The organism is Neorhizobium sp. T25_27 (assembly GCF_002968565.1).
Taxonomy (GTDB): Bacteria; Pseudomonadota; Alphaproteobacteria; order Rhizobiales; family Rhizobiaceae; genus Neorhizobium; species Neorhizobium tomejilense.
Map to the genome: position 1 here is coordinate 877,433 of NZ_PVBJ01000001.1, position 22,367 is coordinate 899,799.

General features: G+C 61.8%; 26 protein-coding genes. 13 read left to right on the forward strand and 13 right to left on the reverse strand.

Translation table 11 applies throughout. The annotated features are described in order from the left end of the window. Positions 1–8 precede the first annotated feature (8 nt). A complete protein-coding gene (locus C5J24_RS04340; protein WP_172723841.1) occupies positions 9–734 on the forward strand; it encodes an aldolase/citrate lyase family protein in 726 nt (241 codons plus the stop codon). Here C5J24_RS04340 and C5J24_RS04345 read toward each other — a convergent pair. Both C5J24_RS04345 and C5J24_RS04350 read right to left on the reverse strand, forming a co-directional pair. Beyond that, a complete protein-coding gene (locus C5J24_RS04345) occupies positions 724–1,344 on the reverse strand; it encodes a flavin reductase family protein (RefSeq protein ID WP_105415850.1) in 621 nt (206 codons plus the stop codon). The genes C5J24_RS04340 and C5J24_RS04345 overlap by 11 nt on opposite strands. Positions 1,345–1,352: 8 nt before the next feature. Further along, complete coding sequence (locus tag C5J24_RS04350) at positions 1,353–1,931, reverse strand: nitroreductase (protein WP_105416642.1); 579 nt, start codon at positions 1,929–1,931, stop codon at positions 1,353–1,355. 105 nt (positions 1,932–2,036) lie between these two features. Between C5J24_RS04350 and C5J24_RS04355 the strand changes: the two genes are divergently transcribed. After that, positions 2,037–3,023 carry a hypothetical protein gene (locus C5J24_RS04355; protein ID WP_105415852.1) on the forward strand — a complete coding sequence of 329 codons (987 nt, stop codon included), beginning with the start codon at positions 2,037–2,039 and terminating at the stop codon, positions 3,021–3,023. A gap of 120 nt (positions 3,024–3,143) precedes the next feature. On the opposite strand, the gene thrS is transcribed toward C5J24_RS04355, so the two are convergent. The 4 genes from thrS to C5J24_RS04375 form a co-directional block, all read right to left on the reverse strand. Continuing rightward, on the reverse strand, positions 3,144–5,156 hold the full coding sequence (gene thrS, locus C5J24_RS04360; RefSeq protein ID WP_105404860.1) for a threonine--tRNA ligase: 2,013 nt from the start codon (positions 5,154–5,156) through the stop codon (positions 3,144–3,146). Between the two features lie 126 nt (positions 5,157–5,282). Continuing rightward, positions 5,283–5,807: a DUF1697 domain-containing protein gene (locus C5J24_RS04365; RefSeq protein WP_105415854.1), complete on the reverse strand. Its 525-nt coding sequence runs from the start codon at positions 5,805–5,807 to the stop codon at positions 5,283–5,285. A gap of 7 nt (positions 5,808–5,814) precedes the next feature. After that, entirely contained in the window at positions 5,815–6,192 is a 378-nt protein-coding gene (gene yidD, locus C5J24_RS04370; protein WP_105415856.1) for a membrane protein insertion efficiency factor YidD, read from the reverse strand. A gap of 4 nt (positions 6,193–6,196) precedes the next feature. After that, positions 6,197–6,646 (reverse strand): iron-sulfur cluster assembly scaffold protein, encoded by a 450-nt coding sequence (locus C5J24_RS04375; RefSeq protein ID WP_172723842.1) that lies wholly within the window; start codon positions 6,644–6,646, stop codon positions 6,197–6,199. A gap of 286 nt (positions 6,647–6,932) precedes the next feature. On the opposite strand from C5J24_RS04375, the gene folE reads away from it, so the two are divergent. From folE to C5J24_RS04390, 3 genes are all read left to right on the forward strand, one after another. Continuing rightward, positions 6,933–7,547, forward strand: coding sequence for a GTP cyclohydrolase I FolE (gene folE / locus C5J24_RS04380; RefSeq protein WP_105415859.1), 615 nt, complete (start codon positions 6,933–6,935; stop codon positions 7,545–7,547). 28 nt (positions 7,548–7,575) lie between these two features. Beyond that, on the forward strand, positions 7,576–8,037 hold the full coding sequence (gene hisI, locus C5J24_RS04385) for a phosphoribosyl-AMP cyclohydrolase (RefSeq protein ID WP_105415861.1): 462 nt from the start codon (positions 7,576–7,578) through the stop codon (positions 8,035–8,037). Positions 8,038–8,145: 108 nt separating this feature from the next. After that, positions 8,146–9,105, forward strand: coding sequence for a patatin-like phospholipase family protein (locus C5J24_RS04390; RefSeq protein ID WP_105404866.1), 960 nt, complete (start codon positions 8,146–8,148; stop codon positions 9,103–9,105). Positions 9,106–9,168: 63 nt separating this feature from the next. On the opposite strand, the gene C5J24_RS04395 is transcribed toward C5J24_RS04390, so the two are convergent. Together C5J24_RS04395 and C5J24_RS04400 are read right to left on the reverse strand one after the other, a co-directional pair. Next, on the reverse strand, positions 9,169–9,603 hold the full coding sequence (locus tag C5J24_RS04395; protein WP_105415863.1) for a CBS domain-containing protein: 435 nt from the start codon (positions 9,601–9,603) through the stop codon (positions 9,169–9,171). A 129-nt stretch (positions 9,604–9,732) separates the two neighbouring features. Continuing rightward, positions 9,733–10,491 (reverse strand): rhomboid family intramembrane serine protease, encoded by a 759-nt coding sequence (locus tag C5J24_RS04400; RefSeq protein ID WP_105415865.1) that lies wholly within the window; start codon positions 10,489–10,491, stop codon positions 9,733–9,735. A 220-nt stretch (positions 10,492–10,711) separates the two neighbouring features. Between C5J24_RS04400 and C5J24_RS04405 the strand changes: the two genes are divergently transcribed. The 6 genes from C5J24_RS04405 (at position 10,712) to C5J24_RS04430 (ending at position 16,198) form a co-directional block, all read left to right on the forward strand. Beyond that, a complete protein-coding gene (locus C5J24_RS04405; RefSeq protein WP_105415867.1) occupies positions 10,712–11,293 on the forward strand; it encodes a PAS domain-containing protein in 582 nt (193 codons plus the stop codon). Positions 11,294–11,405: 112 nt separating this feature from the next. Beyond that, entirely contained in the window at positions 11,406–12,017 is a 612-nt protein-coding gene (locus C5J24_RS04410; protein ID WP_105415869.1) for a PilZ domain-containing protein, read from the forward strand. Between the two features lie 540 nt (positions 12,018–12,557). Beyond that, complete coding sequence (locus C5J24_RS04415) at positions 12,558–13,169, forward strand: transglutaminase-like cysteine peptidase (protein ID WP_105415871.1); 612 nt, start codon at positions 12,558–12,560, stop codon at positions 13,167–13,169. A gap of 227 nt (positions 13,170–13,396) precedes the next feature. Continuing rightward, positions 13,397–14,131 carry a hypothetical protein gene (locus tag C5J24_RS04420; RefSeq protein WP_105415873.1) on the forward strand — a complete coding sequence of 245 codons (735 nt, stop codon included), beginning with the start codon at positions 13,397–13,399 and terminating at the stop codon, positions 14,129–14,131. A 277-nt stretch (positions 14,132–14,408) separates the two neighbouring features. Then, positions 14,409–15,842, forward strand: a complete 1,434-nt coding sequence (locus C5J24_RS04425) for a D-alanyl-D-alanine carboxypeptidase (RefSeq protein WP_245446548.1) — start codon at positions 14,409–14,411, stop codon at positions 15,840–15,842. An 86-nt stretch (positions 15,843–15,928) separates the two neighbouring features. Beyond that, complete coding sequence (locus C5J24_RS04430) at positions 15,929–16,198, forward strand: hypothetical protein (protein WP_046640241.1); 270 nt, start codon at positions 15,929–15,931, stop codon at positions 16,196–16,198. A gap of 15 nt (positions 16,199–16,213) precedes the next feature. Here the strand turns inward: C5J24_RS04430 and C5J24_RS04435 are convergent, their stop codons facing one another. The 3 genes from C5J24_RS04435 to C5J24_RS31735 form a co-directional block, all read right to left on the reverse strand. Continuing rightward, positions 16,214–16,651, reverse strand: a complete 438-nt coding sequence (locus C5J24_RS04435; protein ID WP_046636189.1) for a DUF1489 family protein — start codon at positions 16,649–16,651, stop codon at positions 16,214–16,216. A 69-nt stretch (positions 16,652–16,720) separates the two neighbouring features. Continuing rightward, positions 16,721–18,121, reverse strand: coding sequence for an L-serine ammonia-lyase (locus tag C5J24_RS04440; RefSeq protein ID WP_105415878.1), 1,401 nt, complete (start codon positions 18,119–18,121; stop codon positions 16,721–16,723). Positions 18,122–18,305: 184 nt separating this feature from the next. After that, positions 18,306–18,536: a hypothetical protein gene (locus C5J24_RS31735; protein ID WP_172723802.1), complete on the reverse strand. Its 231-nt coding sequence runs from the start codon at positions 18,534–18,536 to the stop codon at positions 18,306–18,308. 114 nt (positions 18,537–18,650) lie between these two features. Here C5J24_RS31735 and C5J24_RS04445 point away from each other — a divergent pair, with 114 nt between their 5' ends. Together C5J24_RS04445 and C5J24_RS04450 are read left to right on the forward strand one after the other, a co-directional pair. Beyond that, the gene (locus tag C5J24_RS04445) at positions 18,651–19,349 is read left to right on the forward strand and encodes a DUF599 domain-containing protein (RefSeq protein WP_046607040.1); all 699 of its coding nucleotides are present in this window, start codon (positions 18,651–18,653) and stop codon (positions 19,347–19,349) included. A 23-nt stretch (positions 19,350–19,372) separates the two neighbouring features. Continuing rightward, positions 19,373–20,359, forward strand: a complete 987-nt coding sequence (locus tag C5J24_RS04450; RefSeq protein ID WP_105415880.1) for a DUF1624 domain-containing protein — start codon at positions 19,373–19,375, stop codon at positions 20,357–20,359. Positions 20,360–20,374: 15 nt separating this feature from the next. Here the strand turns inward: C5J24_RS04450 and C5J24_RS04455 are convergent, their stop codons facing one another. Both C5J24_RS04455 and mgtE read right to left on the reverse strand, forming a co-directional pair. Beyond that, complete coding sequence (locus C5J24_RS04455) at positions 20,375–20,767, reverse strand: MerR family DNA-binding transcriptional regulator (RefSeq protein ID WP_037082306.1); 393 nt, start codon at positions 20,765–20,767, stop codon at positions 20,375–20,377. Between the two features lie 58 nt (positions 20,768–20,825). Next, a complete protein-coding gene (mgtE, locus tag C5J24_RS04460; RefSeq protein ID WP_105415882.1) occupies positions 20,826–22,244 on the reverse strand; it encodes a magnesium transporter in 1,419 nt (472 codons plus the stop codon). Between the last annotated feature and the right edge of the window lie 123 nt (positions 22,245–22,367).

Below are 22,367 nucleotides of genomic sequence, written 5' to 3' on the forward strand. Positions count from 1 at the left end.
TGGCTGGCTTGATCCGTCACGCTAATGCCAAAAAGTTTAAGATTGGTTCACCACGTTCCTTAACCATGGCGAAGTCCTTGAAAATACGGTCCTGGTTTATCGTCGCCCCGTCTGCTGAGGCCTCAACGGTCCATTCGGCGGACGCGGATGTGGTCGTGCTCGATCTCACGGGCCTTCCTGAGTCGCAGAATGCGGTTGGGGATTTCTGCCGGGCATGGGCCGACTTGGCGCCGGTCGCCGGCCTCTCGTTTCTCCTGCCCGCTTTCTCTTCGGCACGGACGGAGGCCGCCATCGATCTCGCCATCCAATATGGGGCCGCCTCGGTCGTGCTCTCGGGCGTCCGCAACGGGGCCGAAGTCCAGAGGCTCGACATGGCTTTGCGCGTGGCGGAAATCCGCGCGGGGCTGGCGCCAGGCAAGACACGGATCGTCGCGCTTGCCAATGCCTCCGGCATCCTCGCCGCTTCCAGCTTCGAACGCTGCAGCAATCGTCTGGCGGCCCTCGGCTGGGAAGGCGGCTATGGCCCCTCCTCCGATACCGCGCGTGTTGCGGCTGGAACCATCGCGCTCACCGCCGCCGCCACAGGCATAACGGCCATCGATGCCGTCTCGCCCGCGGGGGACGCGGCTACCTTCCTGTCTGACTGCGAAAGAGCAAGAGCGAACGGCTTCTCCGGCAAACTCTGCCGCAGCTCCGATCAAATTCCGATCGTCAATCGGATTTTCAGCGTTTAGGCTCGGCGCCGGCCGGCCGGGTCATTTCGAACACGTCCGCGCCGCCGTCGGCGTAATCGCGATAACCCATGCGCGCAATCGGCCGGGCAAGCCCCATGTCGATCCGCCCGCCCCGCAGGATCTCCTCGCTGATATGGATGCCGACCACCTGGCCGAACACCATGTAGGCCTCCGCCGGCTCGCCGTCCAATCCGACCGGCTGGATCACCTGCGTGACACGGCATTCGAGTACCGTATAGGCTTCACCGACGTAAGGCGCATCGATGAGTTCCGCCATCTTGGCGGTCAGCCCCGCCACCTCGAACTCGCTGACGCCGTAGGGCACCGCCTCCGACGAGGCGTTCATCTGCTCGGCCAGGTGACGGCTTGCGAGACTTGCGGTGAAGACACCGGTTTCCTCGGCGTTCTTCAGGCTGTGCTTTCGGCCGCTGGAGGAAAACATCACCAGTTTCGGGCTGTCGGAAATGGCGTTGAAGAAGGAATAGGGCGATAGGTTCATCGAACCGTCCCTGCCCTTCGTGCCGATCCAGCCGATCGGGCGGGGCGCGACGATCGCCTTGAAGGGATCGTGCTTCAGTCCATGCTGGTTGGTGTCGGTCGTGTAGAACATCGAAAACCCTATTCGCCGGCGTAGGTGACGATCTGCGACAATTCCGGCCGCGGGCGGTCCGGCGTCGCGAAATCGCTTGAGCCGATATGGATGAAACCGGCGATCTTTTCGCCCGGCTTCACGCCGAGGAGGGCCAGCGCCTCGTCGTCATAGGCGACCCATTCCGTACGCCAGTTGGCGACATAGCCATGCGCGTTTGCCGCCATCAGCATGTTGAAGCAGACGGCGCCGGCCGAAAGCACCTGTTCCCATTCAGGGATTTTCGGATGCGGTGCCGCGGTGCTGACGACGGCGACGACCAGCGGCGCACGGGTGAAGCGCGTCAGCTCCGCCTGCCGGGTAGCCTCGGCCATGTCGGGCGTCTTCTGGAGGGACAGGGCCAGAAACTGTTCGCCGAGCGTCCTGCGCACGTCGCCGCGATAGACGATGACGCGCCAGGGGGCCAGCTTGCCGTGATCCGGAATGCGGGTTGCGAAGGTGAGAATCGCCTCTAGTTCTTCCTGCGACGGGGCCGGCTCCTTCATCTGGGCTACCGGCGTGGAATGCCTGTCGCGCAGAAAATCGATGAGTTTAACGTCATTTTGCATGGTCAAAGCTTTCATTTGGAGCTGGCGGTCGGGAAGGTCTTGAAATTGCCTTGTCATTGGTCTTCAAGTGACGTCTCGGAAAACAAGAGTCAACCGGTACAACAGATGGCAGGCACTTCCCTTGCGGCACGCTGGTTTCTCGCCGGAGCGATGGTTCTCGGCTCAGCTTTCAGCGCATTCGCCCAGGAAGAAGCCTTCAAGAATTTTCGCGCGCTGGACAGCACGGCGAAGATGCCCAAGCTCAATGCCTTCTCGGCTCTGCCCGGCGGCCCGCCCGGCTCACTCTCAAGGGACGTGCAGTTCGACGCCAAGCTGACGTCCGACGGACAGCCCATGCAGGAAGGCCTCACCTGGCGCGTCTTCAGCCCGATCGCCGGCGAAGACGGAAAATTGCCGCTGGTGGCTAGTTCCGAAGGTGGCTCGGCGTCGTTCCAGCTCCCCCCCGGCGACTATTTCGTCAATTGCGCCTTCGGCCGCGCCGGCGTCACCAAGAAACTGAAAGTCCCCGAAAGCGGAAACGTGCCGAAACAGACGCTGGTGCTCGATGCCGGCGGTTTCGTGCTGAACGCGGTTGCCGGTACTGACCAGCGCATTCCGCCCAAGGAACTGAGCTTTTCGGTCTATTCGGCCGATGTGCGCGACAACGGCGACCGGGCGCTTGTGATGTCGGACGTGAAGCCGAATACGGTCGTGCGGCTGAATGCCGGCACCTATCATGTCGTCTCGGAATATGGCGGCGTCAACGCGGTGGTGCGGGCCGATATCCAGGTGGAGGCCGGCAAGCTCACCCAGGCAGTGCTGCAGCATCGTGCAGCGCAGATCACCCTCAAGCTGGTCTCCCAGCCGGGCGGCGAAGCGATTGCCGATACGGCATGGTCCGTCCTGACCGCCGCCGGGGACATCGTCAACGAAAGCGTCAGCGCTTTCTCCACCATGGTGCTGTCAGAGGGCGAATATCTTGCTGTCGCCCGCAACAAGACCAAGATCTATCAGCGCTCGTTCACCGTCAAAGCCGGCCGCAATACCGAGGTCGAAGTGCTGATGCGCGAAACGCCCCAGGTCGCCGGCGCTGTCGCCAACGACAGGAACTAGCCGAGTTTCCGCAGCAATCGCCGAACCTCAGCCAGCCTGACGAAGCCATCCCATCTTAACGAAGCCATATCGCATTTGGCGGCGCCTGCATTCACAGGCGCCGCCATCACTTGACTTGGGTCAGGCTGCTGCCTTTGCCGCCTTCCTGGCTTCGAGGCGACGCAGCACGTCCGGCGGGGTTGCCTCGAGGCTGAGCGAGGCGATCGCCTCGTCCAGCGTCATCGAGGTCTGGGCCTGCGAGCCGAGGCGGCGGATGTTGACCGAACGCTCCTCGGCTTCCTTTTTGCCGCAGACGATGATCACCGGCACCTTGGTGACCGAGTGCTCGCGGATCTTGTAGTTGATCTTCTCGTTGCGGAAATCGGTCTCGACGACCATGCCCGCATCGCGAAGAGCTTCCGCCACCTCGCGGCCGTAGTCGTCCGCGTCCGAGGTGATCGTCGCGACCACCACCTGCATCGGCGCGAACCACAGCGGCATGTGGCCCGCAAAATTCTCGATCAGGATGCCGAGGAAACGTTCCATCGAACCGCAGATGGCACGATGGATCATCACGGGCTGGGTCTTTTCAGAGTTCTGGTCGATGTAAAACGCGCCGAACCGTTCCGGCAGGTTGAAGTCGACCTGGGTCGTGCCGCACTGCCATTCGCGGCCGATCGCGTCCTTCAGCGTATATTCGAACTTCGGACCGTAGAACGCGCCCTCGCCCGGCAGGATGCCGGTCTTGATGCGGCCTTCCGACTGCGCCTCGATCGTCTTCAGAACATCGAGCATGACGGATTCAGCACGATCCCAAAGCGCGTCGGTGCCGACGCGCTTGTCCGGCCGGGTCGACAGCTTGACCACGACTTCCTTGAAGCCGAAGTCCTCGTAGACCGACAGGATCAGGTCGTTGATCCGCAGGCATTCGGCCGCCATCTGCTCGTCGGTGCAGAAGACGTGCGCGTCGTCCTGGGTGAAGCCGCGCACGCGCATCAGCCCGTGCAGCGCTCCTGACGCCTCGTAGCGGTGCACGAGACCGAATTCGGCAAGCCGGATAGGCAGTTCGCGATAAGACTTCAAGCCATGCTTGAAGATCTGCACGTGACCCGGGCAGTTCATCGGCTTCAGCGCGAATACGCGGTTGTCCGCTTCCTTGTCTTCCGGATGCGTGAAGGCATAGGCAGACTTCACCGCGAACATGTTCTCCTGGTACCAGCCCCAGTGGCCCGACGTCTCCCAGAGCGAGGCATCGAGAACCTGCGGCGCGTTGACTTCCTCATAGGTACCGGCGAGCCGGCGGCGCATATAGGCCGTCAGCGTCTGGAACATGCGCCAGCCCTTGCCATGCCAGAAGACGACGCCCGGACCTTCTTCCTGGAAATGGAAGAGGTCCATTTCCCGGCCGAGTTTGCGGTGGTCGCGCTTTTCGGCTTCGGCCAGCACATGCAGGTACTGGTCGAGTTCTTCCTGCGTCGCCCAGGCGGTGCCGTAGATGCGGGTCAGCATGGCGTTGTTGGAGTCGCCGCGCCAATAGGCGCCGGCAACCTTCATCAGCTTGAAGGCCGTACCGATCTGGCCGGTCGAGGCCATATGCGGACCGCGGCAGAGGTCGAACCAGTCGCCTTGATAATAGATCTTGAGGTCCTGGTCTTCAGGGATCGCATCGATCAGCTCGACCTTGTAGCCTTCACCCTTGGCTGCGAAGACTTCGCGGGCCTTCTCGCGAGACCAGACCTGCTTGGTGAACGGTTTGTTGCGGCCGATGATTTCCTTCATCTTCGCCTCGATCTTCGGCAGATCGTCGGGCGTGAAAGGCGCGTTGCGGGCAAAATCGTAATAGAATCCGTTCTCGATCACCGGGCCGATGGTGACTTGCGTGCCGGGCCAAAGCTCCTGCACGGCCTCCGCCATCACGTGGGCGGCGTCGTGGCGGATAAGTTCCAGCGCTCGGGCGTCGGTGCGGGTGACGATCTCGATCTTTCCGTCGATCACCGGCTCGGCAAGGTCCTGCACGGTGCCATTGATGGTGACGGCGACAGCCTTCTTGACGAGCGACTTGGAAATGCTCTCGGCAACGTCACGGCCAGTCGTGCCGGCGTCGAAAACGCGGACGGAGCCATCGGGAAATGTAAGGGAAACGGATTGGGACATGTCTTTCTCCTGTCCAGTCCCGCCAACGAATGCGGGTGGTGTTGGAATAAATGGCGGTGCGCCCTTGGGGCGCAGCCGGCGTGGCTGATAAATGCTTTTGGCGTTTTAGTAAAGGCGAGCAGCCGCTCAGCCGATCATTTCGGCAAGCCCGGCGACTGTGTTGGCATTGCGGATCGTGCCGATGCCGAGCTTCTTGGTGGTCATCGCCGACAGCAGCCGCGTCTCGCTCGCCTTGCCGCCGAAGTCCACCCAGAGATCGCCGTCGACGATGGAAATCTTCTCCTCGCCGCGGTGGCGCTCGAGCAGGTTGAGGATACTTTCGTCGAGCGGTTGTCGCATCACCCGCACGCCGACCTCGGAACCTTCTCCCGACGGAAAGGGATTGCCGGCCGCGAGCTTCAGCCAATCGGTACCGGTCCTTGCGATGATATCGACATGTTTGCCGAACTGCTTCTCGAAGGCGGTCTCCAGTCTCTGCTCGAGATCGCGGATCGGTGACCTGCGGGTCTCGAAGACGAGATTGCCGGTCGAAACCAGGGTCCGGCAATTCCGGTAGCCGAGATCCTCCGCCATGGCGCGCAGGTCGGCCATCACGACCCGCTTGCCGCTGCCGAGAACGATGCTGTGAAGCAGCGCGACATAGGTGATCATCGGTTCCTCACGGAAGCGATGTCGGTTTGACATGACGGCGCCAGTATCTCCATGGCGTCCACCAATGCTGCCGCCCTTCGAGCGCTTCCGGCACCGGGTCGAGACCGCTTGTACCGCCCGGCCCGCAGCGCCCCACCCGAAACAGCGTCATCCATCCTCCGGGCCACAGCCCATGCCGCGCCACCGCCTCATATCCATATTCCGAGCAGGTCGGAATATGCCGGCAGGAATTGCCGATGAAGCCGGACAGGGTCAGCTGGTAGAGGCGGATGAGCCCCATGCCGAACAGCCGGCCGGGCGTCTTGGCGAACGGGCCGGTCCAGTTGCGTGAGCGGCCTGCCTTCGGTTCGGATCTGGAATGCTGGCAGTCGGGGGCATTGCACATCGGATCAGACGGTGGCCGCTTCGGACCGTTCCCTCGCCTCGATCTGGTCGATCGCATCGACGACCGCTTCGAATGTCAGCATGGTGGAGGGATGGCGGGCCTTGTAGTCCTTGACCGGCTTCAGGTAGCGCATCTCCTCGAACCGGCCGTCCGGCCCCTCGCCGTCTTCCTTCAGCATGGCGAGCATGTCCTGGCGCGCCTTGCGGATCTCGGCCGTCGTTGCGCCGATCACATGCCGCGCCATGATCGAGGACGAGGCCTGGCCGAGCGCGCAGGCACGGACCTCATGGGCGAAGTCCGTAACCCGGTCGCCGTCCATCTTCAGATGCACGCGTACCTTCGAGCCGCACAATTTCGAATGTTTTTCGGAACTCGCATCCGCATCGGGCAACACGCCCGCATGGGTGATATTGCCGGCGAATTCGAGGATCTTGCTGTTATAGATGTCGTCCATCAAGGCTCGCTTTTGAAACCGCCGTCGCTCGTTGAACACTGCGTCACGTCCGGCGGGCTACCATAAAAGGCTTCCTGCCATTATATGTGATGTCCGGGCGAGATCATCAAGAAAGGATGTTTTCACGAAATCCTACCGAAAACGGAATAGGATATCTTGTAAAAATGTTCGCCGAAGGTCAGATAACCCCAGATTGCCCAAAAATCAGCCGCAGGTGCCCAGCGGCTGATCAGTCCGTGAGTAACGCCAGTCGGATGCGGCCTTGAACCGCATCAGGAGACGATAGATGGATGCCATAGTGAAGAATTTCCCGGCTTCGAAAGAGAAGCAGGTCCGGCCCTCGCAGCAGGAAGCCGAAGAAGCGGTGCGTGTTCTGTTGCGCTGGGCAGGTGACGATCCGGCCCGCGAAGGCCTGCTCGAGACCCCGAAGCGCGTCGCCGCCTCCTATCGCGAGCTGTTTGCCGGTTACGAACAGTCGCCGGAGGATGTGCTCGGCCGCACTTTCGAGGAAGTCTCGGGTTATGACGATATCGTGCTGGTGCGCGACATCCCGTTCTTCTCTCATTGCGAACACCACATGCTGCCGATCATCGGCAAGGCGCATGTCGCCTACCTGCCGAACGGCCGCGTCCTCGGGCTCTCGAAGATCGCCCGCGTCGTGGAGATCTTCGGCCGCCGCCTGCAGACCCAGGAAAACCTGACGGCGCAGATCGCCAATGCGATCCAGGAAACTTTAAAGCCGCGCGGCGTCGCCATAATGATCGAGGCCGAGCACCTGTGCATGGAAATGCGCGGCGTGCAGAAGCAGGGCTCGCATACGATGACGACGACGTTTACCGGCGAGTTCAAGGCGAACGCCGCCGAACAGGCCCGTTTCTTCACGCTGGCCCGCAACCGCTGAGGCGCGGTTGCCCGGGCGGAGTTTCCCCATGCCGCTTTCTTTCGACCAGCCTTCCGCCGACAAAACGGAACTCGAAGGCGCTGGCGCCTTCACGCCTCGCTTCGATCAGAACGGTCTCGTCACTGCCGTCGTCACCGATATCCGTGACGGCGAACTGCTGATGGTCGCGCATATGGATGCCGAAGCGCTGGCGCTGACGGTTGAGACCGGCATTGCCCACTATTACAGCCGCTCGCGTGCCAAGATCTGGAAGAAGGGCGAATCCTCCGGAAATCTCCAGACCGTCCATGAACTGCGCACCGATTGCGATCAGGATGCTGTCTGGCTCAAGGTCTCGGTCGCCGGGCACGACGCCACATGCCACACGGGACGCCGCTCCTGTTTCTATCGGACTGTTACCCAAAGTGATGGCCGGGCGGTTCTTGAAATCACCGACGATCAGCGTCATTTTGACCCAGGTGTGGTCTATTCGGATCAAGGAACCATTTAGGGATCTGCCTCGTTTTTCGGCATGTCTCGCCTGAATAAACGATTTCGAAATCTGTTGGTGTGTTAATCGACAGACTGGGGTTTGTTCAGCTGTGGAGGGCGTTTATCGATGCTGAACTGGAGTTGGAACCGTCACGATCCGCAAGCGGCACCTGCCGACGGCGGCGAAACGAATATCCTCGAACCTACCCCTCCTCCCATCATCGAATCCCCCAAAAAAGCAAAGCTCGCCCTCGCCCTCGGCGGCGGTGCCGCGCGCGGCTGGGCGCATATCGGCGTGCTCAGGGCGCTTGACGAAGCCGGGATCGAGGTCGGCATGATTGCCGGCACTTCGATCGGCGCTCTGGTTGGCGGATGTTATCTTGCCGGCAAGCTCGACGAACTCGAAACCTTTGCCCGATCGCTCACCATGCGCCGCATCGCCGGCCTGCTCGATCTGACGATCGGCGGCGGCGGCCTTCTCGGCGGCATGCGGTTGACCAAACGGATGCAGGAACATCTCGAAGGCCTGTCGATCGAGGAGCTTGACCGCCCCTTCGTTTCGGTTGCGACCGAACTTCACACCGGCCATGAAGTGTGGATCTCCAGTGGCTCGCTGATCACCGGGCTTCGCGCCTCCTACGCCCTGCCGGGCATTTTCGAACCGGTGAAATGCAACAACCGCACGCTCGTCGATGGCGCGCTCGTCAATCCGGTGCCGACCTCGGTATGCCGCGCCTATGAGCAGCCGCTCGTGGTCGCCGTCAACCTGAACTATGAGATTTTCGGACGGTCGGCTGTCGTCAAGCACAATGCCAGCGTCCAGCCGATCGACGACGGCCGTAAGAAACCCGAGGATGTCCGCGTCGGTCTGACCGGCACCATGGTGCAAGCTTTCAACATCATCCAGGAACGCATCTCGCGGGCGCGGCTTGCGGGCGATCCGCCGGACCTGGCGCTGCATCCGCGGCTTGCCGATATCGGACTGTCGGAATTCCACCGCGCCGGCGAAGCGATCGACCGCGGCTATACGGAGACGATGGCGCAGATCTCGGCGCTGAAGCGCATGCAGGAAGTTTTCGCTCGTTGAGCGGGCATCTCGCCTCGCCACATATGTAAAGAGCCTCGCCCTTCGGCGAGGCTCGGCCAAAGATCAGCCGGCGATATAGGCCTTGATCTGTTCGGCCTCCAGTTCGATCTCGCGGATGCGCGACTTCACCACGTCACCGATCGAGATGATGCCGGCGAGCTTGCCGTCCTGCTCGACGGGCACGTGGCGGAAACGGCCCGAGCTCATCATCCCCATCAGTTCGTCGACGGTCGTTTCGTCCTTGCAGCGCTGCACCGAAGTGGTCATTGTCGATTTGACCGGCTGATCGAGAACGGCGGCGCCCTTGCCGGCGACGGCACGCACCAGATCGCGTTCCGTGAAGATGCCGGCGATGCGGCCTTCCATGCCGATCACCACCACGGCACCGATCTTCTTGTCGTTGAGGATACCGGCAACTTCGAGCAGCGTTTTGTCGGGACCGACGGTCACCACGTCACGCCCCTTTGCATCCAGCATGTTCTTGACGACTATTGCCATGGCTCTCTCCTCGCAACCAGTTCGGCTTGGACATTGTCCGTTCCCGAAAGCAAAGCGCCTGGGTGGAGGAACCGTCCCTGCACGTATGCGGAAGTGTAGAGCGAGGCGGGAAAGAGATCAAGAAAGAGATCAAGGACGCGCGAGCGGCATGACGTGGCGTGGCAAGGGATCGAAAAGACCGAACAGCAGGAAGCCGAACAGGAAGCCGCCGATATGCGCATCCCAGGCGATCGGCCCCATATCCGCGCCGAACAGCGTCACCCCGAAGGCGATCAGCAGGTTACCGGCGAACCACATGGCAGTGAAGATCACCACGGTGCGGTTGCGGAAGGAGCCGAGGATCGACTGACGCGGATAAAGATGGCCGTGGGTGCGGTCATAGCCCCGACGTTCCGGGAAGGCGAAACGGCAGGCGGCTCCCATCAGCGCCGAGACGACCCCCGACGCGCCGATCAGCAGCGTCTCGTTGCCCCAGTTGAGCGCGGCGTGGAAGAAGGCGGCGGCCACCGCCGAGAGGATCCAGAAGATCACGTAGCGCAGGGTGCCAATCCGTCGCACAACCGGCGCCCCGAAGGCCATCAGCCAAAGCGCGTTGAAGAGAATGTGTTCGATGCCGCCGTGCAGAAGCGAGTAGGTGACCGGTGTCCACGCCCATGCAAAACCCTGCTCGCCGAGCGGATAGACGTAACGCAACGGCGTGAACGCCAGATTGACGACCATATAGGCGCGCGTATCCTCGTCCAGCACATAGTCCTGCACGAGGTAGATGACCGCAAGCAGAGCCAGCGTCACGACAAGGCTCCGCGGAAGATTGAAAATCGGCTGCGAGCGCTCGGCGTCGTCATCCGCCTCGGGCTGCTCGTTTGCCATATCCGGCCCGTCGTTCATGCCAGCCCCTTCTGTCTTCTCATTCCCCGGCGGAATGGCCGACAGCCATATAGGAGCGGCCGTTCAAATGAAAGCATACCGGGATCACAGTAACGCCAGCGCATCGGCAGATGATGGATCGTTAACCATGACCCCTTTGCCGTGGCACGGATTTCGCTGCTGGAGAAGGACCAGCCGCGCATGAAGCGCGATCTGTCTCGAAATGCAACAGGTAAGATGAATGCGCAACCAGGCCAGCCGGGCGATCTTCGACTACTGGATCAATCTCAAGCACGACGGGGCAGTTCCCCTCAAGACCGAGATCGATCCAGCCGCCTTGCGTCATCTTCTCCCGCATCTTTTCATGGCTGCCATGGACCCTGCCGGCACCCTGACATTCCGCCTGGCCGGTACCCGCATCTGCGACCTGTTCGACCGTGAATTCCGAGGGCAGGCTTTTGCGGATGTCTGGCCGGAAACCGATCACCGGCAGCCGGTGGAAATCGCCCACAACGTCATTCACTCGCAACAACCGGCGCTTCTGGACGTTCTCGCTTCGAACGGCCACATTCGCCATGCCTATGAAATGTTGCTTCTGCCAATCCGATCGGCGGAGACAACGGCGAGCGACCGCATTTTCGGCGCCCTCTTGCCCCGGCTCTCTCCCTATCCCGTAACGGCAACGCCGGCCGCCTTCCTGACGCTCGAGAACTGGACGTTCCTGACCGGCAGCGGTTCGCATTTCGGCGTACCGGTCACAGGCGATCGCGGGATTTTCCGCAACACGCCAGGTCGGCTTCCGTCCGACCGCCCTCCCTCGTGAGGGCGAATGCCGGTCGCGGCAGATAGCAGCGGCGGCGCCTTCCAAAACCTTCTGTTAACCGAGGCGCGCTAATACTCTTAACGATAGACTTAGAAGAGAAAAGCTCTCTCAAATGTATTCATTTCAGCCGGCTCATACTCCATCTACACCCAGCGTTCCCGCACAGCGTTCCTTCCAGCGCGTGTCCGTCAATATTCCAGGACGGCTGATGCTGGCAACGCATGAGGAATTTCCCTGCAACGTCGTGGATATGTCGCCGGGCGACGTCAGCTTTGCCTGCGTCGGTCGTCCTCTCGTCGGCGAACGCGTGATTGCCTATCTAGAGCATATCGGCCGGCTGGAAGGCATGGTCGTCAGTGTGTCGGATACCGGCTTCGTGATGTCGATCAACGCGACGGACCGCAAGCGCGAGAAACTGGCCGCCCAGCTGACCTGGATCGCCAACAAGCATGAACTTGGCCTGCCGGAAGATCGCCGCCATGATCGCCTGGCGCCGCGCATTACCCGCACGGAGATCACGCTCGACGACGGCCGGCGTTATGCCTGCCGCATCGTGGACCTTTCACTGTCCGGCGCGGCCGTCGATATCGATATCCGTCCGGCGCTTGGTACGCCCGTCCGGCTCGGCAACATGCGCGGCCGCGTCGTGCGCCACTTCATGGAAGGCGTGGCGATCGAGTTCAATTCGGTCCAGTCGCGCGAAACGTTGACCGAATTCCTCTAAAAGCATTCTCACCATCGCCATCCGCAAGCGCCCGTTCGGGGCGCTTTTTTGTTATCCGCCTCCGCCAGTCGTCCCGTTTCGTTGCTGGACAGACCGAAAAAAGCCGGCGGCTTGTGCCGAAACGGGCTTTCTTTCAAAAAAATGTCCCCTTTCGGCACTTTTTTTGAGGCCGGGAATCGACCTCGGCGAGCCCGATTCGACTTCGGTGCACCGTCACTCCGCCCTTTCCTCTCCTGCTCGAACACACCAACCGCCGCCCTTTCCGAGTTTTCGACGCTCCGGCGGCGGCTCCAGCCGTTCGCAAGAAGCGCTTGAATTACAGTTGGATAGTAGGAAAGCGGCAATGCCGGCCGTTGTCGGCAGGGCGCATTTTAGGAAAATCAGCGGCAAATTTGCCTCGAATTTTATGAAAGTTCGAGATGCATTTGAGCTATGTTTTAGACGAATTGAATTCAAATAAGATATTGATTTTACTACGAGATTTTCCGGTCGATCAAGCCCTGTCTGGCAGTGTTCTTCCCACAACGGGGAGACATAAAAATGAAGTACAGCAAGGGACTGGGCCTCGCCGCCATCACCGCCATCGTCACAATCTTTACCGCCGGAAGTTCGTTCGGCATGCCGGCCGGCTCCGTGCGTGTTCTCGGCCAGGCCAATCCGCCGCTCGGCCACTATGAGTTTTGCAAGACCTATGTCAGCGAATGCGCAGCGACCTACAAGGACGCCGGCCCGCTGGCGCTGACCGAAGACAAGTGGCGCACGCTTCTGGACGTCAACTACACGGTCAATTCCTCGATCACGCCGATGACCGATCAGGACATCTACGGTGTCGAAGAGCGCTGGGCCTATCCCCGCACCGTCGGCGACTGCGAAGACTTCGTGCTTCTGAAGCGGAAGATGCTGATCGCGAAGGGCTTTTCGCCGTCCGACCTGCTGATTACCGTCGTCCTGCAGCCGAATGGCGAAGGTCACGCGGTCCTGACAGTCCGCACCGATCGCGGCGACTTCGTGCTCGACAACATGCGCAACAAGGTCATGGTCTGGTCGGATACCGAATACACCTTCCTGAAGCGCCAGGCGAACGACGATCCCGCTCGCTGGGTCAAGCTGCAGGACGGTCGCGCCACCGCCGTCGGCTCGGTCGGCCAGTAATCCCACCTCTCCTATCGGCAGAAGACCGCAGCGACCCGAGCCGCGGTCAATGGGCACGATCGCACCTCTGCAGGCGATCGCCCGAACTGTCCCGGACTTGATCTGCTTTACGAAGCGTTAATCATAACGATCCAGACTGCGGCCAAATCGCCTGGCCTCTTCCCGTATTCCTGTCCCGTTCCGGCGCTGGCGAATCTCCTCTCGAACGAGAACATGGAGCGCACGTCATGGCAGGTCCGGCCCGGAACGTCTCGGCTGCAGAAGAAGCACCGCTCCTCTCCAATCGCTTCGTCTATCGGCTGACTGTCGTCATCGCCGTCCTTGCTCTGTTGACGGCGGCGATCAGCATCAGTGGTCATTGGTTCGGCCAGCGTATCGCGCTTGCCGGCCATACCGACAGTACCGAAGAATTCCTGATCCGGATCGGCCAGGACAAGCTCAAGCTTCCGGCCAACACGATCCGCTTCCGCGACCAGCGCCGGGCCGGCATCACCGAGCGCGTCGATCTCTATCTCACATGGCCGGAGCTCGAAGGTTACAGTGCCGGCCTGCGGTCTCGTTTCGATGATGTCGGCCAGTCTTCCTCATTGATTTTCCTGCAATTATCCCAGAGCACCATGTCTCGCGACATGTCGGGGCGGCTGGAGCCGATATACTCCAAACTGTTCGAGGGAGCGCCGCAGCAGGCGGCCTTCGGATTGACGCTTCACCGGCTGCGCGCCGACTCGGGCTATGGCAGCGAAATCGTCCTGACGGGGCGGGTCGCCGGCGCGCCGGACTACGTCGTTCGCTGCGTGCTGCCGGCTGCCGGCGAGAGGGCGACCAGCGGCGACTGCCAGCGGGATATCCACATCGGGCAGGACCTGACGATACTTTATCGCTTCTCCAGTGCGCTTTTGAGGGATTGGCAACATATTGATGCCGCAGTTCGCCTCTTTGTCGAAAACCGGTTGGCGAAATAAGCCGCCGCGGACGGGTCGGGTCCAAGCCCCAAGTTGATGTCTAAAATGCAGTATATCGATGCAAGCTGCTGTTCATCATAAACCTCTTGGTAACGCTAATCCCCTAGATTGATGGGTAACGGTCGTGGCGGGGGCGCGTCCGGATATGACTGATGTGATGCAAGCGATGAGTGCGGCAGTGTCGAAAAAAATGTTCTCTGCATTCCCTTCGAAGGGTGATGCGACGGTTCCGGGACGTTTCCTCGGGTTTCTCTTCACATTGGCTGTGGCGATTTCGATGTTTTCGACGCCGGCTGCCGCAGGTCCGAAATATGCCGGTATCGTCGTCGACGCCAAGACCGGCAAGGTTCTCTATTCCGAGGATCCGGATGGTCTGCGCTATCCCGCGTCGCTCACCAAGATGATGACGCTGTACCTGACTTTCGAAGCGCTTGAAGCCGGCCGGATCAGCCTCGACACGCAGGTCCCTGTCTCCGCTCATGCTGCATCCGAGCCGCCCTCCAAGCTCGGCGTTCGCGCCGGCGGTTCTGTCTCGGTCGACCAGGCCATCCGCGCACTTGTCACCCGCTCCGCCAATGACATCGCCACCGCTCTCGGTGAATTCATCGGCGGCTCCGAAGAGCGCTTTGCATCGTTGATGACCGGCAAGGCGCGTGCGCTCGGCATGACCCGTACCACCTATCGCAACGCCAACGGCCTGCCGAATACCGCGCAGATGACGACGGCGCGCGATCAAGCGCGTCTCGGCATGGCTCTGCGTCAGCACTTCCCGCAATATTACGGTTACTTCGCGATCCGCAGCTTCAATTTCGGCAAGCAGACGATCGGCAATCACAATCGCCTGGTCGGCAACGTCAAGGGCGTCGACGGCATCAAGACCGGCTACACCCGCGCCGCCGGCAGCAATCTTGCGACTTCGGCCCAGCTCGATGGACGTTCGATCGTCGCCGTCGTGCTCGGTGGCCGCTCCAGTGCCGCCCGTGACGCAACGATGCGCAAGCTGGTCGCGGAATATCTTCCGGAGGCATCTCGCGGCGGGAACGGCAACCTGATCGCCCAGGTGACCCCGGCTGCGCCCGCTCCCTCTCTGCCGGTCAGATCCGCTTCGCCGGTTGCCGCGTCCCAGTCCGACGCGCGCCAGATGGCTGCGCTCGACCTGCCGCCGAGCGGTCCGCTGCCGGGCGCCCGTTATGCCGAGCAGCAGGCTGCAGCCATGGCTCCCGCCGCATCGGCCTATGCCGCGGAACCGGAACAGAAGAAAGTCATCACCCAGGCGATGAACTCGGCAATGGCCGGTGCCTCCGCCGTCCCGACGCCGGCTCCAGAATATATTCCGGCCAAGACCGAAGTGGCCGTGGCGCACCGGACGAGCCGCTCTGCCGTCGATGAAGTGACGACCGCTTCCACCAAGGCCTCTGCCTCTGCGGCAGCTGCAAAGCCCTCCTCCGAGGCCGCGATAGCAGCGAACGGCTGGGTCATTCAGATCGGCGCGTCGCCGAACCAGAAACAAGCACAGGATCTCCTGCAGAATGCGCAGGATAAAGGCGGCAAGGTATTGCGTTCCGCCAAACCATTCACCGTCGCCTTTAGCAACAATGGCGAACAGATCTACCGCGCCCGCTTCGGCGGCTTCGACGACCAAAAGACGGCCATCGATGCCTGCAACGTGTTGAAGAAGAAGGGCATCAGCTGCTGGGCGTCGCTTCAGTGAGCGTCGCCGCCGGCGATCAAGGAAATACCCGCGCCGGGTTTTCGGCGCGGAGGGATCTCGAGAGTAACGAGTAGACGGGGTTTCCGATGGCAATGAATGAAAACAGCGCAGAACTGGCCTTCAAGCCGGCGCAGAAGTCCAGAGCGAAGGGCGTCGCCCTCAACCCGCTTCACGAGGCGGCCATGCGGCTTGCCGGTCTCGGCTTGAACCGTTCCAAGGAAAAGACCCGCGACCTGGTCGCCATGCTGCTCAGCCACGGTGCCCGCGCCTGGCGGCATTCCCAGCCGGAAGCCAATGTCCACCTTCATATCGGCATCCGCGCCGGCCGTGCGCCAGTCCGTATCAGGCTTCGCTGATCGAAAGATCAGCCGCTACAGAAGTCCGAGTTCGGCAAGTTCCCGCCGCAGATCTTCCGGAAGCGCCGCCACGTCCTCGCCCAGTTTGCCGAGGTCGCGCGGCGCTTCTTCGCTTTTCAGATACCGCCATCCCTGGAAAGGCCGTTTCGGCTGCGGTGCGGTCTCGATGACCTCGGGGCCGAGCACCAGCTGGCAGCGCTGGATGCCGTCGCCGCCGGTAACCGTGCGGATATCGAGCAGCTTCTGCCGCGCCATCACCTGCCCCTTGATCACCCAGTAGAGCGATCCGTCGTCAAGCAGTTCCTCCATGCGCTTCGGCGCCATGCGGGTCGTATGGATGCTGTGCGGCTCGAGGCCGGCAGCCATCGCATTGAGCGACCGCTCGGCGACCCAGTCCTGGAGATCCTGGATCGAATCGGCGCCGACGCAGAGTTTGATGAGATGTAGAGCCATGGTTTGGTTGAAGACCCATCCGCACGTGAGGTCAAGCGTTTGCTCGGTTCACTCCACAGCGGGGACGGTTCAACACTCGACGACGTTGACCGCAAGGCCGCCCGTCGACGTCTCCTTGTATTTCTCGCTCATGTCGTTGCCGGTCTGGCGCATGGTCTCGATACAGGCGTCGAGCGGCACGAAATGCGTCCCGTCGCCCTTGATGGCGAGCGAGGCGGCCGTGACCGCCTTGACGGCCCCGAGCGCATTGCGCTCGATGCAGGGCACCTGCACGAGACCAGCGATCGGGTCGCAGGTCATGCCAAGATGGTGTTCCAGCGCGATCTCGGCGGCGTTCTCGATCTGCTCCGGCGAGCCGCCCATGACGGCCGCTAGCCCCGCCGCAGCCATGGCGGCGGCCGAGCCCACTTCGCCCTGACAGCCGACTTCGGCGCCCGAGATCGAGGCATTGTGCTTGATGATGCCGCCGATTGCGGCCGCCGTCAGCAGGAAGTTGTGGACGTCGGCCTGGGTCGCGTCCTCATGGAAATGCAGGTAATAACGTACCGTCGCCGGAATAACGCCCGCCGCGCCGTTGGTCGGTGCAGTGACCACCCGCCCGCCGCCGGCATTCTCCTCGTTGACGGCCATCGCATAGACGCTCAGCCAGTCGTTGGCGAGCAGCGGGTTCAGCCGGTTGCTGCGCCATTCCTCGTTCAGCTTGTCGTGGATTGCCTTCGCCCGGCGCTTCACCTTCAGCCCGCCGGGCATGATCCCGTCGACCTTGAGGCCGCGGTCGATACAGCTCGACATCGCCTCCCAGATGCGGTCGAGGCCGGCATCGAGTTCGGTGGAGCTCATTTTGGTTTCTTCGTTGGCACGCTTCATCTGGGCGATCGTCAGGCCCGAACCGCGCGCCATGTCGAGCATTTGCCGGGCGGAGGCGAAGGGATACGGAATGCGCGCATCACCTGCCGATTTCTTGGAGGCACGCATGGCCTCGAGCTCGGTATCGGTCACCACGAAACCGCCGCCGATCGAATAGTAGATACGCTTCAGGAGAAGCCGGCCGTCACGGTCGAAGGCGGAAAAACTCATGCCGTTGGCATGGCCCGGCAACGGCTGCTTCTTGTCGAAGATCAGGTCGGTCTTCGGCTGGAATTCGTAAGCCGGATGGCCGGGCGGCATGACGCGGCCGCTGCGTTCCACTTCGCCGATGATCTCGTCCATCCTGTCGGGATCGACGGCGTGCGGCTCCTCGCCGACCAGGCCCAGTATCACCGCCCTGCCCGTCCCGTGACCGATCCCGGTGAACGCCAGGGACCCGTGCAGGCTCACCTTCAGCGCGGCGACATGCGCCCCGGTCGGCCGCGGCCAATCGTTGGACAGGATGAGCTCCAGGAACCGGTTGGCGGCCGACATCGGTCCCATCGTGTGGGAGCTCGATGGACCGATACCAATCTTGAAAACGTCGAAAACGGACAGGAACATGAGAATCCGTGCGGTGATACGAGGGATGGCCAAGCCTATGTCGGCCAAACCTATGTCAGACTGCCGCCGTGCCTTGGCGGTTGCCCGACATCCGGTGAGCCGGCCGCGACATGGTCTTAAAATAGAAGCGGCGCGGTACGAATACCACGCCGAGGACCGAAATTCCGGAATTTCACTGAGATGGTCAGATAGCGCCGAAAAGATACGCGAGGGCCAAAGCACCTGCAAATCCTACCAGCGCCTTGAAGGTCACGCCCCAGCAGGACTTCTGAACGGTATCTTCCATGTCGTCTCCAGGTTCTTGCCGCATTGATAAACGTCCGCTCCGGGTCGTCATGGCTAATGGTCTATTAAAATCCCGCCGCCTGCGCAATCCAAAAATGGCGGAAACATGGTGGAACTCCAGGCTGGTCATGTTCGCAACGCCTGCCCGCCCCAAATAGTTCCCTTGCCGATGCAGGAGGCTTGCCGCCGAAACCGAAACAAAGCATGACGGGACGGATCAAGACCGATTCCGACGGTGAGGCCTATGACGAACGCTGATTATGTTGCGCTTGCCCTCTTTGCCGTGCTTTGGGCCCTTTATTCCTGGGTGACCGCCGGCGCCGGCTCGCGGCTGTTTCCGCGCGCCAGCCTCAACCGGGCGATGGCCGAACGGCGGAAGGACTGGATCTACAACTCGCTCCGCCGCGACCTGAAGATGATCGACACCCAGATCTTGGCGGGTCTGCAGAACGGCACCGCCTTTTTCGCCTCGACGTCCATCTTTGCGATCGGCGGCTGTTTTGCGCTGCTGGGCGCCACCGAACAGGTGGAAGCGGTCTTCCGTGACCTGCCCTTCGTCGCTTACGGCGGCCGCACCGCCTTTGAACTGAAGGTGGCCGGCCTCACCTTCCTGTTCGGCTATTCCTTCTTCAAGTTCGGCTGGTCCTACCGGCTGTTCAACTACTGCACCATTCTCTTCGGCGCCCTGCCGATGATGCACGACACCCATGCCGACCGGGCGGCGGCGGAGCGGGCGGCCGATCAGGTGGTGCGGATGAACACGATCGCGGCCGGCCACTTCAATTCCGGCCTGCGCGCGTTGTTTTTGTCGATCGGCTATCTCGGTTGGTTCATCGGGCCCTATATGTTCATCGCGATGACTGTCGTCGTGATTGTCGTGCTCACCCGCCGCCAGTATTTCTCCGAGGCCCGGCTGGCGATCATGGACCGTGGGACGCCCTGAGATCTGATCCGGAAAGATAAGCAGTGACCGTTGCCGAAACCGAAAATCCCTCCCTGCGCAGACCCCGCATCACGCTGATCGATACGCTGCGCGGCGTCGCTCTCATCGCCATGGCGACCTATCACTTCACGTGGGATCTCGAGTTTTTCGGCTATGTCGATCCCGGCACGGCGACCCAAGGGTTCTTCAAGGTCTACGCCCGCTCGATCGCCAGTTCGTTCCTGTTCCTGGCGGGCGTCAGCCTCGTCCTCGCGCATTTCCCGAAGATCCGCTGGGAGCCTTTCTGGAAGCGTTTCGCGATGGTTGCAGGCGCTGCACTCGCGATCAGCATCGCGACCCTGATCGCCTTTCCGAGCGAATGGATCTATTTCGGCATCCTGCACAATATTGCGCTGTCGAGCCTGATCGGCCTCGCCTTCCTGCGCCTGCCGCCGTTGCTGACGGCTGCCATCGTCGTCCTCATCGCGGCGGCGATGATCGTCGACTACAGTCTTTTCCCCGGCGCGTTGGACGGAGCTTTATTCAACGCCCGTTACCTGAGCTGGCTCGGTTTTGCAGAAATCCCGCCGCGTTCGAACGACTATGTGCCGCTGTTTCCCTGGATCGCGGCACTTCTGGCCGGGGTGGCCGTAGCGCGGCTGGCGCTATCGAAAAACTGGCTCCCGAAGCTCGCAGCGGTCCAGACGCGGCAAAACCTTCTCTCGAAGGCCGGTCGCCACAGCCTGATCGTCTATCTCGTCCACCAGCCGGTGCTGATCGCGCTCGTCTATCTCTTCTCGCTGGTGCATCCCGCCCCGCCGCCCGATCCGCGGATCGGCTATGTCAGAAGCTGCGAGGCGGGCTGCACGGGCCAGGGCAACGACGCCGGCCTCTGCCAGAAGTTCTGCGGCTGCACCGCCGACAAGCTGATCGCGCAGTCGCTGATGACGCCGCTGCAGTCTGGCGCCATTGCCGCGCAGGACGAAAGGGTGCAATCGCTCGCCGAACAGTGCTCGATCGAGGCCCAATAGCGGTCGCTTTGAAGATCAGGTGCCTACGCCGATTTCGGCGAGCCGGGTCAGGCAGGCTTCCTCGACATTGTCGAGTTCGCTCAGCGTGTCGTCGATATCCTTGCGCTTCTGGCGCAGGTCGTTGCGCTTCTCGTCGAGGCGCGTCATCAAGAGCTTGAGCTGCCCCAGCTCTCCCGGCGGCTCCTTGTAGACCTGGATGATTTCGCGAATCTCGGCGATCGTGAAGCCGATCCGGCGGCCGCGCAGGATTTCCTGGATCAGCCGGCGATCCGTTGCCCGGAAAAGCCGCGTGCGACCCCGGCGTTCGGGGTGGATAAGACCCTCATCTTCGTAGAAGCGCAGCGTGCGGGTCGATACCCCGAATTCACGCGTCAGCTCCGTAATGCTATAATACTTGTTCACGATCATGTCCTGCTACTCGTCAGCCAAACTAATTGACTTTTACGTAACAGTCAATTTTTTGGGCTCAAGGGAGCATGAACCACCAGGTCGCGAGGCCGAGAAACGAGAAGAAGCCGGTCGTGTCGGTAATCGCGGTCACGAACACCGCCGACGATACCGCCGGGTCAGCCCCTGCCCGGTCGAGCAGCAGCGGGATCGTGATGCCGGCCATGGCCGCCGCAAACATGTTGATCAGCATGGCGGTAGCGATCAGCCCGCCGATATGGACGTCGTGAAACCACAGGCCGGCCACCATGCCGACGAGACAGCCGATCACCACGCCGTTGATCAGGCCGACGCCAGCCTCGCGTCGTGCGACGCGCCAGGCATTGTGGATGTCGAGATTACGGGTCGCAAGTGCGCGCACCGTCACCGTCATCGTCTGCGAGCCGGCATTGCCGCCCATACCGGCGACGATCGGCATCAGGATGGCGAGCGCCACCACCTGTTCGATGGTTGCCTCGAACAGCGAGATCACGGACGCCGAAATGAAGGCGGTGAAGAGATTGACCAGCAGCCACGGCACCCGCGACCGCGAGGTTTCCCGGACCGAGTCGGACAGTTCCTCGTCGCCGACACCCGAGAGGCGCATGATGTCCTCTTCCGCCTCTTCCTGGATGACGTCGACCACGTCGTCGATGGTGAGCACGCCGACGAGGCGGCCGTTGTCGTCGACGACGGCTGCCGAGATGAGGTCGTATTGCTCGAAAAGCTGGGCTGCCTCTTCCTGGTCCATGTCGGCGGGGATCGGATAGTTCGTCTCCCGCATGATCGTCTCGATCTTCACCTGCCGCTTGGCGCGCAGGATACGGTCGAGGTCGAGCACGCCGAGCAGCTTGAAGGTCGGGTCGATGACGAAGATCTGGGTGAAGCTCTCCGGCAGGTCCTCCTCGTCGCGCATGTAGTCGATCGTCTGGCCGACGGTCCAGAACGGCGGCACGGCGACGAATTCCGTCTGCATGCGGCGGCCGGCCGACTGTTCGGGATAATCGAGCGCGCGGCGCAGCCTCACCCGCTCGGTGAACGGCAGCTGCGCCAGGATCTCTTCCCGGTCCTCGTGGTCGAGGTCTTCGAGAATGTAGACCGCATCGTCCGAATCGAGTTCGCCGATCGCCGCCGCGATCTGTGCGTTCGGCATCTGGTCGACGATCTCCATGCGGATGTTTTCGTCGACCTCGGTGAGTGCGGTGAGGTCGAAATCATCGCCGAGCAGTCGCACAAGCGCATGGCGCTGGTCTGGCAGGATCGCCTCGAGCAGATCGCCGAGTTCCGATTCGTGCAGCCGCGCCACATGGCTACGCAGGAAAAGCGTGTCGCGGTCGGCGATTGCGGCGCCGACCATGGCCAGGAAGTCGGCGCGGATCGCGCCGTCCTCGGAATAGATATCGTCCCCGGCATCGTCGGTTTTTGTGCGCAGGCGGTGGTCTTCGCCGATATCGCTCATCTGCCGCCCTCGCTGCTGGTCTTTGACAAAAGGAGAATGGCGGCAAAAAACATATTGTCAACAACTGGATAGCTGCATCCGGCGCTATTGCTCATGCCACCGGTTTTCCTGCTAGAACAATTG

Excerpts from the sequence above, each read along its gene's own strand:
- C5J24_RS04345 (WP_105415850.1), bottom strand. The coding sequence starts at position 1,344 with ATGTTCTACACGACCGACACCAACCAGCATGGACTGAAGCACGATCCC.
- C5J24_RS04365 (WP_105415854.1), bottom strand. The coding sequence starts at position 5,807 with ATGATCACCTATGTCGCGCTGCTTCACAGCATCGTTCTCGGCAGCGGC.
- C5J24_RS31735 (WP_172723802.1), bottom strand. The coding sequence starts at position 18,536 with ATGACCAGCCTGGAGTTCCACCATGTTTCCGCCATTTTTGGATTGCGC.
- C5J24_RS04390 (WP_105404866.1), top strand. The coding sequence starts at position 8,146 with ATGCTGAACTGGAGTTGGAACCGTCACGATCCGCAAGCGGCACCTGCC.
- C5J24_RS04375 (WP_172723842.1), bottom strand. The coding sequence starts at position 6,646 with ATGGACGACATCTATAACAGCAAGATCCTCGAATTCGCCGGCAATATC.
- C5J24_RS04405 (WP_105415867.1), top strand. The coding sequence starts at position 10,712 with ATGCGCAACCAGGCCAGCCGGGCGATCTTCGACTACTGGATCAATCTC.
- C5J24_RS04440 (WP_105415878.1), bottom strand. The coding sequence starts at position 18,121 with ATGTTCCTGTCCGTTTTCGACGTTTTCAAGATTGGTATCGGTCCATCG.
- C5J24_RS04445 (WP_046607040.1), top strand. The coding sequence starts at position 18,651 with ATGACGAACGCTGATTATGTTGCGCTTGCCCTCTTTGCCGTGCTTTGG.
- C5J24_RS04395 (WP_105415863.1), bottom strand. The coding sequence starts at position 9,603 with ATGGCAATAGTCGTCAAGAACATGCTGGATGCAAAGGGGCGTGACGTG.
- C5J24_RS04430 (WP_046640241.1), top strand. The coding sequence starts at position 15,929 with ATGGCAATGAATGAAAACAGCGCAGAACTGGCCTTCAAGCCGGCGCAG.
- hisI (WP_105415861.1), top strand. The coding sequence starts at position 7,576 with ATGCCGCTTTCTTTCGACCAGCCTTCCGCCGACAAAACGGAACTCGAA.
- yidD (WP_105415856.1), bottom strand. The coding sequence starts at position 6,192 with ATGTGCAATGCCCCCGACTGCCAGCATTCCAGATCCGAACCGAAGGCA.
- C5J24_RS04355 (WP_105415852.1), top strand. The coding sequence starts at position 2,037 with ATGGCAGGCACTTCCCTTGCGGCACGCTGGTTTCTCGCCGGAGCGATG.
- C5J24_RS04425 (WP_245446548.1), top strand. The coding sequence starts at position 14,409 with ATGTTTTCGACGCCGGCTGCCGCAGGTCCGAAATATGCCGGTATCGTC.
- C5J24_RS04410 (WP_105415869.1), top strand. The coding sequence starts at position 11,406 with ATGTATTCATTTCAGCCGGCTCATACTCCATCTACACCCAGCGTTCCC.
- C5J24_RS04350 (WP_105416642.1), bottom strand. The coding sequence starts at position 1,931 with ATGCAAAATGACGTTAAACTCATCGATTTTCTGCGCGACAGGCATTCC.
- mgtE (WP_105415882.1), bottom strand. The coding sequence starts at position 22,244 with ATGAGCGATATCGGCGAAGACCACCGCCTGCGCACAAAAACCGACGAT.
- C5J24_RS04415 (WP_105415871.1), top strand. The coding sequence starts at position 12,558 with ATGAAGTACAGCAAGGGACTGGGCCTCGCCGCCATCACCGCCATCGTC.
- C5J24_RS04420 (WP_105415873.1), top strand. The coding sequence starts at position 13,397 with ATGGCAGGTCCGGCCCGGAACGTCTCGGCTGCAGAAGAAGCACCGCTC.
- C5J24_RS04400 (WP_105415865.1), bottom strand. The coding sequence starts at position 10,491 with ATGAACGACGGGCCGGATATGGCAAACGAGCAGCCCGAGGCGGATGAC.
- C5J24_RS04455 (WP_037082306.1), bottom strand. The coding sequence starts at position 20,767 with ATGATCGTGAACAAGTATTATAGCATTACGGAGCTGACGCGTGAATTC.
- thrS (WP_105404860.1), bottom strand. The coding sequence starts at position 5,156 with ATGTCCCAATCCGTTTCCCTTACATTTCCCGATGGCTCCGTCCGCGTT.
- C5J24_RS04435 (WP_046636189.1), bottom strand. The coding sequence starts at position 16,651 with ATGGCTCTACATCTCATCAAACTCTGCGTCGGCGCCGATTCGATCCAG.
- folE (WP_105415859.1), top strand. The coding sequence starts at position 6,933 with ATGGATGCCATAGTGAAGAATTTCCCGGCTTCGAAAGAGAAGCAGGTC.